At 55.2% G+C, this 14,265-nt stretch carries 13 protein-coding genes; 2 read left to right on the forward strand and 11 right to left on the reverse strand.

Going from position 1 to position 14,265, the window contains the following annotated elements:
* Positions 1 to 13: 13 nt before the first annotated feature.
* Genes C2U37_RS21095 through C2U37_RS21105 form a run of 3 tightly spaced genes read right to left on the reverse strand, consistent with a single transcriptional unit; the run spans position 14 to position 2,357 of the window.
* Positions 14 to 904 carry an HDOD domain-containing protein gene (locus tag C2U37_RS21095; RefSeq protein ID WP_223916935.1) on the reverse strand — a complete coding sequence of 297 codons (891 nt, stop codon included), beginning with the start codon at positions 902 to 904 and terminating at the stop codon, positions 14 to 16.
* Positions 888 to 2,132 (reverse strand): tyrosine-type recombinase/integrase, encoded by a 1,245-nt coding sequence (locus tag C2U37_RS21100; RefSeq protein ID WP_010674969.1) that lies wholly within the window; start codon positions 2,130 to 2,132, stop codon positions 888 to 890. Before C2U37_RS21100 ends, C2U37_RS21095 begins: the two co-directional genes overlap by 17 nt.
* A 15-nt stretch (positions 2,133 to 2,147) precedes the next feature.
* Positions 2,148 to 2,357 carry a hypothetical protein gene (locus C2U37_RS21105; protein ID WP_021140683.1) on the reverse strand — a complete coding sequence of 70 codons (210 nt, stop codon included), beginning with the start codon at positions 2,355 to 2,357 and terminating at the stop codon, positions 2,148 to 2,150.
* A gap of 123 nt (positions 2,358 to 2,480) precedes the next feature.
* Here C2U37_RS21105 and C2U37_RS21110 point away from each other — a divergent pair, with 123 nt between their 5' ends.
* Complete coding sequence (locus C2U37_RS21110; RefSeq protein ID WP_059169915.1) at positions 2,481 to 2,708, forward strand: helix-turn-helix domain-containing protein; 228 nt, start codon at positions 2,481 to 2,483, stop codon at positions 2,706 to 2,708.
* A gap of 516 nt (positions 2,709 to 3,224) precedes the next feature.
* Here C2U37_RS21110 and C2U37_RS21115 read toward each other — a convergent pair.
* Entirely contained in the window at positions 3,225 to 3,893 is a 669-nt protein-coding gene (locus C2U37_RS21115) for a hypothetical protein (protein WP_233768432.1), read from the reverse strand.
* A 53-nt stretch (positions 3,894 to 3,946) separates the two neighbouring features.
* Between C2U37_RS21115 and C2U37_RS21125 the strand changes: the two genes are divergently transcribed.
* Entirely contained in the window at positions 3,947 to 4,927 is a 981-nt protein-coding gene (locus C2U37_RS21125) for an IS5-like element IS5 family transposase (protein ID WP_026141915.1), read from the forward strand.
* A gap of 107 nt (positions 4,928 to 5,034) precedes the next feature.
* Here C2U37_RS21125 and C2U37_RS21130 read toward each other — a convergent pair whose 3' ends face one another.
* From C2U37_RS21130 to parS, 7 genes are all read right to left on the reverse strand, one after another.
* A complete protein-coding gene (locus tag C2U37_RS21130; protein ID WP_233768433.1) occupies positions 5,035 to 5,628 on the reverse strand; it encodes a hypothetical protein in 594 nt (197 codons plus the stop codon).
* A gap of 118 nt (positions 5,629 to 5,746) precedes the next feature.
* Positions 5,747 to 6,502 (reverse strand): IS21-like element ISAs29 family helper ATPase IstB, encoded by a 756-nt coding sequence (gene istB, locus C2U37_RS21135; protein WP_059296348.1) that lies wholly within the window; start codon positions 6,500 to 6,502, stop codon positions 5,747 to 5,749.
* 14 nt (positions 6,503 to 6,516) lie between these two features.
* Positions 6,517 to 8,058 carry an IS21 family transposase gene (istA, locus tag C2U37_RS21140; protein WP_024944013.1) on the reverse strand — a complete coding sequence of 514 codons (1,542 nt, stop codon included), beginning with the start codon at positions 8,056 to 8,058 and terminating at the stop codon, positions 6,517 to 6,519.
* A 176-nt stretch (positions 8,059 to 8,234) separates the two neighbouring features.
* Positions 8,235 to 10,349, reverse strand: a complete 2,115-nt coding sequence (locus C2U37_RS21145; RefSeq protein ID WP_233768434.1) for a hypothetical protein — start codon at positions 10,347 to 10,349, stop codon at positions 8,235 to 8,237.
* Positions 10,334 to 12,712, reverse strand: coding sequence for a site-specific integrase (locus C2U37_RS21150; protein WP_043171236.1), 2,379 nt, complete (start codon positions 12,710 to 12,712; stop codon positions 10,334 to 10,336). The genes C2U37_RS21145 and C2U37_RS21150 overlap by 16 nt, the downstream gene beginning before the upstream one ends.
* Complete coding sequence (locus tag C2U37_RS21155) at positions 12,705 to 13,283, reverse strand: hypothetical protein (RefSeq protein ID WP_021140685.1); 579 nt, start codon at positions 13,281 to 13,283, stop codon at positions 12,705 to 12,707. The genes C2U37_RS21150 and C2U37_RS21155 overlap by 8 nt, the downstream gene beginning before the upstream one ends.
* A gap of 331 nt (positions 13,284 to 13,614) precedes the next feature.
* Positions 13,615 to 14,067, reverse strand: coding sequence for a type II RES/Xre toxin-antitoxin system antitoxin (gene parS, locus C2U37_RS21160; RefSeq protein ID WP_021140686.1), 453 nt, complete (start codon positions 14,065 to 14,067; stop codon positions 13,615 to 13,617).
* Between the last annotated feature and the right edge of the window lie 198 nt (positions 14,068 to 14,265).

A 14,265-nucleotide genomic window follows, 5' to 3' on the forward strand; every position in this document is an offset into this window, starting at 1 on the left:
CACGACCACGCCATCAATCCAGCCGCTTGTAAATCCGCGTATCGCTGGTCGATTTCCGAAACCAGTAAAAATCGGGCAATCCTGCAAACACCCTGCGCCAGTTGAATACTTCGGCCGATAATCGATCCGCCATCTTGACGATAGTCTCCGGCATATACTGGATAAGCGGCTTGCCAATCGATGCGGACAAGCAGGCCGACAGGGCTTCAAATGCCCGGGGATCCTGGCTCATCAGACTTTGCAGGTGTGGCTCCAACTTCATGAAGTTCAGGGCTTCATGCTGGGAGCAGATCCCCTCTCCGGCTTCCACGTTGTAGTAGAGGTAGAGTTTGCCCACATCGTGCAGCAATCCCCCTAGGAAGGCGACGTCGGCGGTGCGTCCATCAAGCCGGTATTGACGACACAACATCCTGGCTGTCATCGCCACTTCTACACTGTGCTCCAGCAAGCCACCCACATGGTCATGATGATGGTGATGGCTCGCCCTGCCTCGATAAAACCCGGTGATAAAACGCCGGTCACGTAGGATCCCGAGGGAAAAGCGCCGTAACCCGCCGGGCGGTAACATGGCATAGAAGCGCCACAGTGCCTGGATCATCTGGCCATGCGACTCATTGAGGGCCAAACCAAGGTGAAACTCCCACAGTTGACGCCCCTCGTCCCCTGTGATGCCTTCCAGAGCGCGACAACTGCGCAATGTGACAGACTGCTGCTCCATCCCCAGCATTGCCAGTACCAGCTGCCCCGACGGCGCAATAGTTGCCATGCATTTATCTGAGACCGAGACTCGATGGACGGCCTTTGGCGATAACAATTCCCAACACTCATACTCGCCCTCGCTATCCGCCAGTCTGGTTGCCCACATCAGTTCGCCGCAATCCGCATATTCAGTGACGTGTACCATGACCCGCCTCCCCATCGTGTGAATCCCACCTTTCCGCCAGCGCCTTCGAGGCAAGCCGCTGCTGCTCGAATCCCGCCAACATCTGCTCAAAGGCATGCCCATCCCGACCCGACAGATCAGGCACGTAACGGGAATAGACCCGGAATAACATCTGAGTGCTGTTATGGCCCAGTTGCTTTGCTATCCACTCAGGGCTCTCACCTGCCGCGAGCCAGAGCGTGGCGGCGGTATGCCTTGTCTGATAGGGCTTGCGCTTCTCCAGCTTTAACAACGACAGCAATGGGTACCACACCCGATTGGCCACATTGCGATCCTCGAACGGGCTGCCGTGCTTCGTGCAGAAAACAAACCCATCTGGTGAGACCTTGCCATCGTAGCGGTCGCGTTGAGTGAGAAATGCCTGATAAACCTGCTCACTCATCTGCACCGCGCGATAGGAGCCATCGGTTTTCGTCGGGATCAGTTCATTGCGGACCCATGCCTGATACACCAGGATCTGCCGGCGCTCGAAATCGATGTGGCGCCAGGTTAAACCGTGGATCTCGCTCGAACGTAGCCCGGTAAAAAACCGGATGGTGTAATAAGGGCGAAAGTCAGCCCTCACCACTGCCAGCAGTCGACCAATCTCTTCAAGACTGAAGGGCATGATGTTGCTACGGGGGATCTTGAGTGCTCGGATATTGCGCCAGGGCGAGTCAAAACCGAACCGATCTGCCGCATCTGCCAACATCATGCGAAGCGGCGTCATGATGTGGTTGACCCGTGAGGCTGAGATCGGCTTGCCACCTCTCCCGGGCAAACGAGCGATCATTGTCCTGAATGCCAAGATCGCAGACTTATCGATCACGCTCAGCGGCTGATTGCCAAAGTGCGGCAGCAGATGGCAATCAAGAATGTCGCGGATGGTCTCCTGCTGGGAGGTTCGCCACTCGGCCGATTTTTCCTGGTACCACTGCTCAGCAAAATCAGACAACAGAGGGCACCCAGCCCGCAACACGGCTTCCCGCTCGGCCAGTTTGGTGAAGTAGCCACAACGCGGGCTGTTTGGGAAGGTTTTGCAAAAATCAAACTGCCCGAGGGTGATTTGTGCCTCCAACCGTTCACAATACTGCTTCAGTTTGTGGCGATTTTGGCTTGTATCGGGTAACCCAGTGCGCTCACGACAGCGCTTCCCCTTGAAGCAAAAATCGAGGTAAAGCAATTGGTTAAGGCTATATACTGTTGCCATAAGAATCCACCTCCCCTAGCCCTGAAACGACTCGAACATTGCGCTGTGCTTGAGCATTTCCTCTTCGATAGGCTCCCAGAGAAACAACAACTTACGACCGCCAAACGGGCGAATATAGTGCAGCCCTTCGAGCAGGACAGAGTCTTTCAGCTGATTGCGGATAGTACGTGGATCGAACTTGATGCGAGCAGAGAGCTCTTCTGTTGTCAGGTAGGTGTATGCCATAATCATATCCTCTCTTTTTTCTCTTCAAAAAAAACAAATGCACCACAGGAGGGATTTTAGCACCACAAATCGTTAGTGCAACGATTTTTGCCATCCTGCAGGTCTTTTTTCTATGGAGGAGTGATGATTAAGTGCCATCTATCCCGAATTTTGGGTGAACGGAAACTCAAAGTTGCCGAAGTTGCCAGAGATACGGGTATCAATCGAAACACTTTGCATCGTCTCTACAATGAGACGGCAACGCGAGTGGAGTTAGAAGTAATAGAACAGTTATGCCACCATTTAAGAATTGAGATTGGTGATTTGTTTGAAGTGGTGGGTCACCCTCCCGAGAATCTCGGTGGAATGTAACAAAAGACTCTTACGAGAGAACCCAAAAGGTCTGGTTTAACGAGGTCAGGGGAACGGTGACGTGGTAGTCAATCTGACCATCCCAGCCTTCCTCACCTCATCAATATGCACTTTCCCATCGATACTCCGGATAAATTTTCATCCCCCCTGAGATGAGGTAAAAAAATGAGCCGAAGTCGACGAAAGACCCCCATGTTTGGCTACACAACAGCGACGTCTGAAGCTGAAGACAAGCGGATTTGGCACAAACGCTGGCGCGCTCAGTTGCGTGGCCAGCTATCACGCGACGCAACGACGGATGACTTTTTGCCAATACTCCAACGCGCCGTTTCGAGCCCTTGGAACATGGATAAGGATGGGAAAAGCTGGTTCAGCCCTCGACAGCAGCGCCGGCAAGCAGAGCAATTCCTGCCCCTTCAAGGCCTATCCACATCAGATGCGCAGCGCGCAGTGGTCAGGCAGCTGGCAAAATGGCGAAGCAAATAGATTTTTATTCTATTTCAGCATGTTGCACGTTCAATCTGTAAGCTCACGCGCGGTTTGACGTGCAAAGTCGGCTTTCTTCTTGTTACCTAGCGATACCAGCTCTTGGATGCTCATTACTTTCAGCGCCACGACATAGGCGACTGTCCGCAGCAACGGAGTGCTGTAGCGCGCCATTGGTTTTACCGTGTCAGCATTTTGCTGCCGCTCAGTAGAACGCTGACAGATACCCGCCTCGTCAGGATGAATTATTCGCAGTAGTGCCCGGTTAGCCCCACTTTTTTCAATGAATTCACTCTTCACGCGATAGCGTGAGATGACCTCCCGCCATGGGGATTTTTCACTCCGTTTGGCGCCACATCGTACCTCGATCGCAATCCGTGTCGCTGGCAGCAGTAACACCGTCACACTCAGGAAGGCTTGCAACATCTGTGGATCCGTGAAGGGGATCCCAGTGTTGCGAGTATTGCTTCGGACTAGCAGATAGCCAATCCATTCGATGAAAGCCGCTCGTTGCTCGCGATAGACCTGGCGAGCCAGTTTAACCACTTTACGGAGTTCGACTTGCTCCTTATGACTGCGCAAGGCTCCAGGAAGCAAATTCAGATGATGTGACGTTGAGTAGAGCAATCGCTGTGCTCCCCGCTGAGTCTTAAATGCTTTAAGTAAATGAATTTTTTCAACTAAGGAAGGTGCGAACAAGTCCCTGATATGAGATCATGTTTGTCATCTGGAGCCATGAAAAAGGGTTCATCATGAGTCATCAGCTCACCTTCGCCGACAGTGAATTCAGCAGTAAGCGCCGTCAGACCAGAAAAGAGATTTTCTTGTCCCGCATGGAGCAGATTCTGCCATGGCAAAACATGGTGGAAGTCATCGAGCCGTTTTATCCCAAGGCTGGTAATGGCCGGCGACCTTATCCGCTGGAAACCATGCTACGCATTCACTGCATGCAGCATTGGTACAACCTGAGCGATGGCGCGATGGAAGATGCTCTGTACGAAATCGCCTCCATGCGTCTGTTTGCCCGGTTATCCCTGGATAGCGCCTTGCCGGACCGCACCACCATCATGAATTTCCGCCACCTGCTGGAGCAGCATCAACTGGCCCGCCAATTGTTCAAGACCATCAATCGCTGGCTGGCCGAAGCAGGCGTCATGATGACTCAAGGCACCTTGGTCGATGCCACCATCATTGAGGCACCCAGCTCGACCAAGAACAAAGAGCAGCAACGCGATCCGCAGATGCATCAGACCAAGAAAGGCAATCAGTGGCACTTTGGCATGAAGGCCCACATTGGTGTCGATGCCAAGAGTGGCCTGACCCACAGCCTAGTCACCACCGCGGCCAACGAGCATGACCTCAATCAGCTGGGTAATCTGCTGCATGGAGAGGAGCAATTTGTCTCAGCCGATGCCGGCTACCAAGGGGCGCCACAGCGCGAGGAGCTGGCCGAGGTGGATGTGGACTGGCTGATCGCCGAGCGCCCCGGCAAGGTAAGAACCTTGAAACAGCATCCACGCAAGAACAAAACGGCCATCAACATCGAATACATGAAAGCCAGCATCCGGGCCAAGGTGGAGCACCCGTTTCGCATCATCAAGCGACAGTTCGGCTTCGTGAAAGCCAGATACAAGGGGTTGCTGAAAAACGATAACCAACTGGCGATGTTATTCACGCTGGCCAACCTGTTTCGGGCGGACCAAATGATACGTCAGTGGGAGAGATCTCACTAAAAACTGGGAATAACGCCTTAAATGGCGAAGAAACGGTCTAAATAGGCTGATTCAAGGCATTTACGGGAGAAAAGATCGGCTCAAACTGAAAAAATGAAATGACTGAGTCAGCCGAGAAGAATTTCCCCGCTTATTCGCACCTTCCCTAACTCATCGACCATAGCGGGTGTGAGTTGATAACGATTGAGTTGATCGGTGATATCTTCATGTCGTGCGAACCGTGCGATCAGCTCCAGAGCGGCATCAAAATCCAGCTTGTGTTTAACCAAGGGAGGGTAAGGTGCACACTCCATCAGGACCCAGGAGACCTGTTGAAGATAAGGCGAAAGCGACTGGAGCAGGGCCTCCCGGCAGCGCTGCCATGTCAAGGGCCCCTCCAACCAGTCGTTCTGTGTGAGCTTTGCACGAGACAGCCCGGTGAAGTGGTGTCGCAGTGACAAAGACCAGTCGTACTTGGCCTGCAACAGACACGCTGCATTGACCCAGTGGGTAAAATGCAAATATGAGTGCAACGTCGTCTCCGGGCTCTGATGGCCAGCAAACTGGGCCAGCGCCCAATAATCCCCCTGAGTGGATGAGTGTGTGATGGTCTGGTAGATAGCGGTACACTGTGCGGCCGACCAAGGCAGGAAATGTGCCCACCCTGGCAAACTGTGCAGTGCCAGAGCTTCGTGATGTAGCAGCAGTTGCAGGCGGCTCAATGCCGTATGCCGCAGATGATGGAAGGTATAGTATTTCCTGCGTATTCCGGCGAAGTTGAACAGCCATTCCGGCCAACGTGAACACCCTGATCCTTAACGCGCTCACGTCATCCCGTTTCTAACTCGACTGTTCAGATTGGGTCAACTCACTTCTCCTCTTTCTCATCGATTCTCCCTTCAGTGACAGCCGGTGAGCGTTGTGCATCAGCCGGTCCAGGATCGCATCTGCCAGGGTGTTGTCCCCCAAGCTCGCGTACCACTCTTCCGTTGGCAACTGACTGACCACGACCGTCGAGTATTTCCCATACCGATCATCCATGATCTCCAGCAGTGCGTTGCGTTGCTCGGCATTCACCGCTTCCAGTCCCCAGTCATCAAGGACCAGTAGCTCTATCCTTGCCAGTTGACCCAGCAGTCTGGCGTAACTGCCATCTACCTTGGCCTGGCTCAGTTCAAGCAGCAGACGTGGCAGCCGGTAGTAACGAGTGCTATGCCCTTGCTGACAGGCTTGGTAGCCCAGCGCACAAGCCAGGTAGGTTTTTCCACAGCCACAGGGGCCGGTAATGAGCAGGTTCTGGCCTCGGCGCAGCCACTCTCCTTGGGCCAGGTTTGCAACCTGTGACCGCTCCAGGTTGCGTGCAGACTGGTAGTCCACCTCTTGCACCGTGGCTTGGAGTTTGAGCCGCGCCTGCTTGACTAGCCGAGCTTGTTTACGTTGCTCCCGGCTCAGTTGTTCGTGTTCGACCAGCAGGCTTAGACGCTCGATGAAGGGCAGCCCTTCGTAGGTACTGGCCTGTTCCAGTTGTTGTTGCACTGCATCCGCCATGCCGGTCAGTTTCAGGTTTCTCAGGCGGGTCAGGGTTTGTTGGGTCATGGGGCGTATCCTCTTTAGTGGAAGCTCTGGGGGCCACGGATGTTCTCGTGCTCTTGCGATAACTCTGGGTAGCTCAGCGGGCTTGCGGGCAGTTTGTCGCGGCCACTGCTCAGCACCGACTTGAGCTGTTTGAGTCGCACCAGTCCTTCCCGATTAGCCAACTGGCAGCAGGCCTCGACCCGTGATGGCGGATACTCCCGGCTAAGACTCAGTAGCCCCAGGCAGAGTCGGTATGCCTGCTCGGCATGGGCTTTCTCTTCCAGCCGTTCGCTAACCCAGCACAAGGTGCCCGGTCCGATGTCAGCAGCCCATTGCTTGAGACGGCCTGGCGTCCAGCGTTGCTGTTTGCTGTGGCGTTCCGGCATATGTTCCGGGAGCGTGCTCATCCCCGGGATGGTTTTACGCGGATGGCTCGCGACCAGATGTTGCTGGTGATAGACCTGAAGCAAAGTGTCGCCAGCATGGAGCTCCAGTTGCTGGCCCACATACTGGTGTGGCACCGAGTAGTGGTGCTGCTCATAGCTGACGTGATAGTCGATGTTGACCTTGACCGTTTTGATGGCGACATAGCGATAGGGATGCACCGGCAGTGGTCCCAGCGCCGGGCGGTCCAACTGCTCAAACGCCTCGCGCCGGTTACCGGGCAGTTGCTTGAACGGGCGCTCGTTGAGTTCGTCCAGCAAGGCCCGGATGCACTGGTTGAGCTCGGCCAGCGAGAAAAAGGTCTGGTGGCGCAAGCGGGCGAGGATCCAGCGCTCGACGATCTGCACACCCACCTCAGCCTTGGCTTTATCCTTGGGCTTGTAAGGGCGAGCTGGCATCACTGCCACCTGATAGTGCTCGGCCAACTGCTGGTAGCTGGGGTTGAGCTCGGGATCGTATCGGCAAGCCTTGCTGACACCGCTTTTGAGGTTGTCGGGGATCAGCAGTGCCGGTGTACCGCCGAAAAACTCAAAGGCACGGACATGGCTTTGCAACCAGTCCGGCAGTGACTGTGACCAGGTAGCCTCGGCAAAGGTGTAGTTGGACGCACCAAGCACGGCGACAAAGATCTGGGCCTGACGGACCTCCCCCGTGGAGGGCGAGGCGATGGGCACCGTGGGCCCGCAGTAGTCGATAAAGAGCTTTTCCCCCGCCTTGTGGATCTGGCGCATGGAGCGCTTTTGCAACTGACACCAGGATTTGTAACGGTCGCAGAACTGGGAGTAGCTGTAACAGCTGTTGGGATAGCGCTGGGTGTACTCCTCCCAGAGCAGTTGTTTGGAGACCCCCTTACGCTTGAGCTCCTGATGGACAGAGGGCCAATCCGGTACAACATGGCGGGCCGAGATGGTGGTATCGGCCTGCGGATAGAACAGGGCCGCCAGTTGGCCATCATCAAGCTGGCTAGGTAAGGGCCAGGTCAGGCCGAGCGTCTGGGCACTTTTGAGGAGTTTCTGGATGGAGCCAACGCTGACCTTGGTGCAGCAACTTATCTGGCGAACAGAGAGGTCAGCTTCCAGCCGCAGTCGCAGCACTTCACGAATTTTACGCATTGCAATCCTCTTGGCAGACATAGGCTCTTCCCTGGCAAAAGGGAGAGCGTATCAAAGGTTGTTAAATCAATGCGTTAAGGATGATTCCGGTGAATGTGAACAGTGATTCCGGGATGTTGAACACTGTTTCCGGAAAGGAGGAGCAAAGTGTTCAGGTTGAGCCGGAATGAGCGTTCACATTGGTCCGGAAATGGTGTTCACGTTGAACCGGAATCGGTGTTCATGATCGGCCGGAATATGCATTTCCCACCAACCTGCCGAAGGATACTGGTTAACGGCCCCCTGATCTCTTCATCCGACATCGGTATCAACCAACCGCTCTGTGAGGGAAACGCCAGCGCGTTCGCGTTTTTCGCCTTTCGCGGCCATAACCCAGACAAGTACGCATCCAATCGAGTACGCTCTTCCGGGGTCAGCAAGACCCCCAGGGGGATCTTGCGGGTGGCACTGTCACTCTTGCCATCATCAAGCCGGGTATCGCGAATATATAGCCAGCACTCTGGACTGCGTTCGATATCTTTCAACCTGAGCTTTTGGATCTCGCTCAAGCGCAGTCCAGCACGATAAGCCACGATGTATAACGCGCTCAGACACTCTCGGTAACTCGATGAGGTGTGCGTCATCCGCTCCATTCCACGCAGCAACTGTCGAAAGAGAGGTTCACTGAGATAGGTGGCACGCACATGGGGCCGCTGGCGCTCGCGCGGGACCAGCTCCTCCGGCAATGGGGCCAAGTGGTAACTCGCCACCGCATAGCTGTGCAGGCTGGTCAAGCGTGCAGCCATGTAGCTGACAGCATTCTTTTGGCTAACGGGCGCCTCGGAAGAGGAACTTTCCGGCTCTGCGGAGGAGGATCTTTCCAGGTCCGTCCGTTCAACCGCACCAGAGAGCGCCGGGTCGACGACCAGATTTGAAGTCCCCCCATACTCTTCCAGCAATGCTCGATAACAGCTCAGAAAACGATCGCCATCCCATAAGCCGAGATCATGATCAAAGCACCGAACAAGCCATTGCTGACCACCGCGACTAAGGTAACTGCGCAGCGTCGAAGGCTTGTTTTTGTTCTTTGCGATGCATTGATGTAGCCACCCGACCAGGATCTGCTCTGACTTGCTGAGGGTCTGCTCATTGCGCAACCGATTCAGTCCTGCGAGGCAGCTTGCCTTCGTCTGCTTGCGAGTCGCGCTCTCCTTTTCCGCCAACACCGTTCGCAACCGAGCCAGTAAGGATGAATAAGGGTGGTCTTCGCCATGGTAGCGCCGACGCTTGGAACTGCCTGCCGTCAGGTTATCGACTAATCCGGTACTCGCCTCCTGCGCCAAACACACCACTTGGTGACCATCCGCAACCGTCGGATGATGCAGTGAAAGCCAGTGTTCATGAGGCAGTGGTACACTGTGTAACGCCCCAGATGCCACATGAGTCAGGATCTGTGGCCAGCGGACCCCGGCTTGCCCACCGGTTACCAGACTCGCCCCTTGGCAAAACTCTTTGATCCCGCGCAGGGGTGCAGTCAGATGTCTCTGGGCCCATAAGCTGAATGTGTCGAGCTCAACGGCAAGCTCAAACGTTTTGCCGCGCCGACGATACCAGCGCTGTACCAACCCCAGAGTCGGCAGGCTTAGGAAAATCTGGAGCTCGGTAACCCCCTTCCCTGCTCTATCGTGCGCATTGGTGGCCAACGCCTTGCTCTCTAACGTCAAAGGCAACCAAACAACTGAGCCATTCGTGCATAATCTTCGCCGCTCAGCGATGGCCAGCATCAGTGCGTGCAAAATCGCCGTCTGGTGTACACCGCAGTAAAACACCGCGCTATGAAGAATGTCGGCCAGTAAATCTTCAGCTTCGATCAGGCTAGTGTCGCGGGCCTCGATCTGTCTATGCCAGTTCAGCAGCGCTTGACTACAGCGCTGCGCTTTGTCAAACCACTTTTCAGTGTAAGGTAGCGGGCGCCGAAGCACCGTCAGGGGGATTGTCGGCAACGGCAACTGCCAATACCCGCTGGTATTGCCCTGCTGCAGGCAAAGCAGGATGGCTCGCAGCCCAGCCTTGAATTCAGACTGTCGCCTATACTTGCCCGTCAACGTGCTCATCGCCAATGGCCACAGATACTCAAACCCTCGGACATCGGCTGGCTCCTTGAATAGGCCGGGCAAATGTTGCAACAGCGCATCCAGTGCTCGACGCTCTATTTGCACCTGAGCACGTTTGAGACGATCCCGACGCATAGCCCGACCAGACCGAAGAACGTTCGCTGCACGCTCATCTTCCTTTCGAAGCTGTTCACGCCAATCGATCAGTGGATTGTCCATTCGCCCATCACCTTCAACCCGAGGGTTTGATGCCATTTGTCCAGCACGTCCGTCAGGGTAAATAGATCGCTCAACGCCGCACTACTGTACTGGTTTGTGAACTCTGTCCCCATCTCCTCATGACCAAGCAGCGCATCGATAAACTCGGTGGCCACGCCTTGCTCCAGCAGGTGGCTGCGCACCGAATGGCGATGCCAGTTTGGCGCCAGGGGCAACAGATTTTCGAACTGCCTCATCATCGAATTTGGGGTGACGATTTCTGTGCCTTCCAGGCTGCCATCTTTGGCCTCGACCGCCCAGAACAGGAGCGCTCCAGCTCCACTCAATGCTTGCTCCGCCGCCGACACTAACGGCGCCAGCAGCGGCTCACGCTGACATGCCAAATATGTCAAATAGCGCTCCCAGGCTTGCAGTTGCTGCACTGCCAACGCTGACAATGGCACCAACCTGGCCGAGCTCACAGATCGTCCCTCTTTGTCTGTCAGCCGGATAAAGCGACTGATGAGGCAGTAATCGCCACGCCTGCCGTACATCTCCGTCACGGGCCTGGCGGCAGTAGAAAGATGGAGGATCAACAAACTGTGGCGCACGAGGAGGTTATGATATTGCGTCAGCGTTGGACGCTGCTGCCGTGACCCACTGAGTCGTGCACAGAGGTACTGCTGATAATTTCCTAGGAGTCGAGCAAGCTCGCCAACGCTAGGATAGAGGCGTGATCCGACAGCTCCTTGTTCTAATTCCGGTGCCAGCACCACCGCGGTCATCCCCATGGAGGCCAAATAACGGCACCAGATCTGCAACACGTCTTTACGTGGCACATGACTGTAGGCCATAGGGGAACATTGCTGAGCCGCCTTGCCACGCAGGATACCGGCAATGGCGCTATCAATCCCCTCTCTTTGCAACCAAGCACGCTGGTAGTTTTGCAGCTGTCGCATGGTCAAGGCCGTGCCAGCTCGCTCATTTGCTCGCGCTAAACAATCCACCTGCGCGCTACTACTCAATGTCCTCCAACCGTGTCCAACCAATAAATGAGTGGCCCATTTTGGCAAAGGTAGCTGCAAGAATAAGTCGCTCTTTGGCAAAAAAGAGTGCAATTTCCTATGCACTCGGCTGTGGGCAACCTCTACATAGCGTTGTAGATACGCCCCATGAGGAAGCCGCCAAATACCACTGGCATTCTTTGAGGGTCCGTCGTCATCGGCAAATCGAGAGCCAGGAGCAGGCAATTTAATCTCAGTACTCGGCCAGACCGGCAGCTTGTGCAAGTCCTCGCTACTCGTGCCCATCACCAGTTGCAGCAGGATCGACAGTGCCGGCAACGCCGTTTCATCGACCGCCTGAGGCATCAAGGCATCGACGAGGCGTGTGATCTGTGACGCTGTGGCAATCCAAAGGTTGGCCGGCAACTGCAGATGACGCATCGACATGGAGAGCGCTACCGAGGCGCTTTGCAAAACCCTCGCCTGAATATCCATCAACCCCTGTGGCTGAGAGGACACCAGCAGCGTCTGCTGCTCAGGGAGGGTTCCTCGCTCCTCTTCACCCTCCCACTCGGTCAGTTTGACTTTGCCGCGCTGCAGCAGAACCTCCCGTAGCAACAGGATTTGGGTCTGCTCGTCGAGCTGCTCTTGATAACGCGCCTCCAGTTGGAACCGCTGGCGTTCGCCGGTTGACCGGGTACCCGTTTTGATCTCTTTGGCTCGCGCCTTATAGAGTCGGCTCAGTAGGGCCTCCAAGGCCCCTGTATTGACGCTCACCTGCTTGTTATTGGCATATTGCTCTCTCTGGATCTTGATGGCTTGCAATAGCGTCAGTATCGGCTGCGTAAAATCGACCTCAGACAGGGCCTTAATCATCACCTCACGTTGATTGTTCGCCATCAGCCTGACGTTGCGCAGCGCCTCTTCGACCGTTTGGTCCCGCTCGGCAATACCCTGAGAAAAATTGATATGTGATAACGCCAAGACGGCCAGGATCGTCACGGACTTGAGCTGAGCAAATAGCTCACCGTTGAGGCTATGGCCACTACGCAATTCCGCCAAGATGGCGTCAACGAGATAGAATTGGCTGAGTCTCCGATCTTTACTCAACCGCTCACGCATTTGCATGGCAGAGAGTGGCGATGGGGGCAGCATCTCTTTGGATGAGACAGAATCGATCCACTGCAGCTCGGCGGCCAACAACGCGGTCAGTGTTGGATCCAATCCCAGGATCCCCTGACAGCAGGCTTGCAACGATTCAAGGATTTGCCGGTGCCACTCGGCCAACGCCTCCGGAAACACCAGCTGTCGGGTAAGGGAACGGGCGGGTTCAGCGTCAAGACCCTCCACTGCCTGCTCCTGCGAAAGGTCATCACTCATCGGCTAACCTCTGCAAGAAGAAGTTAGGTTCGGGCACCGATACCATCCCGTTCTTTTTGTCTTTTTGCCGGGACTTGCTCAGCGCCTCCTGAGCATGCGCCAGCTGTTCCCGGGACAACCCGCACACCTTGGCCCAATAGTCTTGAGACAACCGCTTCTTCTGAAACCAGTTAAGACGCTGCTCGTCTGTCAGAACGCGATTGAAAATTCGTCGGCTGCATTCGATGAGACGGGGCTCCCCTAACAGCGTCATCAACCTCAGCCACTCCCCGGCCAGATGCTGCTCGACCTCACCATCATTCAGCCCGCAGGGGATCAATCGTTGCCCAGGCGGCGGTTTGATTGGCGACGGCCAAGACAATACTGGCAACAATGGCCCTACGATCATAAGCGCACTGCCCACATCATCGCCTGACGACAAGGGACGATAGAGAATAATGGCTGACTCCCAGAGCGTATGGAATTGATCGGCAATCGGCAGCCCAGTCTTGAAGCCCAACTCCAACCACGCCTCACGAAACGCGACTAACGCCGGATGGATCTGATAGTTCCCTGACTCCTTCGTCCTCATGTAAACCCCGTGTATCACCCGTTACTAACACATTACATAAAAATGTATTTTGTTTTCAAACAGTTCCTTAGCGATAAACCGATTCAGCCACACACCGAACCTCTGAACCTGCGCATGGCAGGCCTACCGCAGGCAGGTACTGTGAATGAAGTCAGGAATGGAGATGCAATTCACCAAGTGGGTAATCGTCGAGGGAGCGGGATCATTTAGCCGATATGCAAGGGGGAATGTGACTGACTCGGGTGACGTCAATTGAACAATACTTGGCTTTCTCCTGCACATGCTGGACACCGCTGTCGAGCGGTAACGCCTTCAGCGAGATAGGTCGCCATCAAACGACGACGCCATGCTCAATCTGGCCGATGAGATCGATAACTGCCTGAGCTCCGACAGCGGTCGTCAGGAAAGTAGCAGGAGGGTTTCCTCCCAGCGCCCGGGCAGGTTTGTTCAACCACTCAAGCGCCTTCCCCCTGTCCCCCTCGAACAGCGACTCCGCAGCCTCCATCACACTAACGAATGAATAGATACGGGCACTCTGAGCGCGGGACAGCAGGGCCGCCGCAGTGCGCTTGCGTGTCACCGTCGAGCGGTCAATGCCAACCAGCTGACAGACTATCTTGACGTCGCAGCCCAGCAACGCAGCCAGTTCATTGACGATGGAGGGAGCCATTCCAGCCACAATGAGATGATGCGCCCCCACAAGCTCCTGGGGCAAGGCCAGCGAGGCCATCAGCCCCTTCGGTTGGCGGATCTGGCGAACAGAACGATAAGCAGCGTAGGACATGGCGAGGCGGCTCCCTGTATCATTGCGCCTTTAAACTAGCCCATCTAAACCATACCATCAACGATGCAGGACTCTTTCAAACCCCAAACGTTAACCTATGAAGCCACCGCAAAACTGCGCCAAACTTGCCACTAAAACTGGCGCAGTTTAGTTAACTGCGCCAAAATGGCGCCATATATATGAAAAACGCGCCAACAA

Origin of the sequence: Aeromonas sp. ASNIH1, from assembly GCF_002934285.1 — a bacterium.
Classification (GTDB): domain Bacteria; phylum Pseudomonadota; class Gammaproteobacteria; order Enterobacterales; family Aeromonadaceae; genus Aeromonas; species Aeromonas caviae.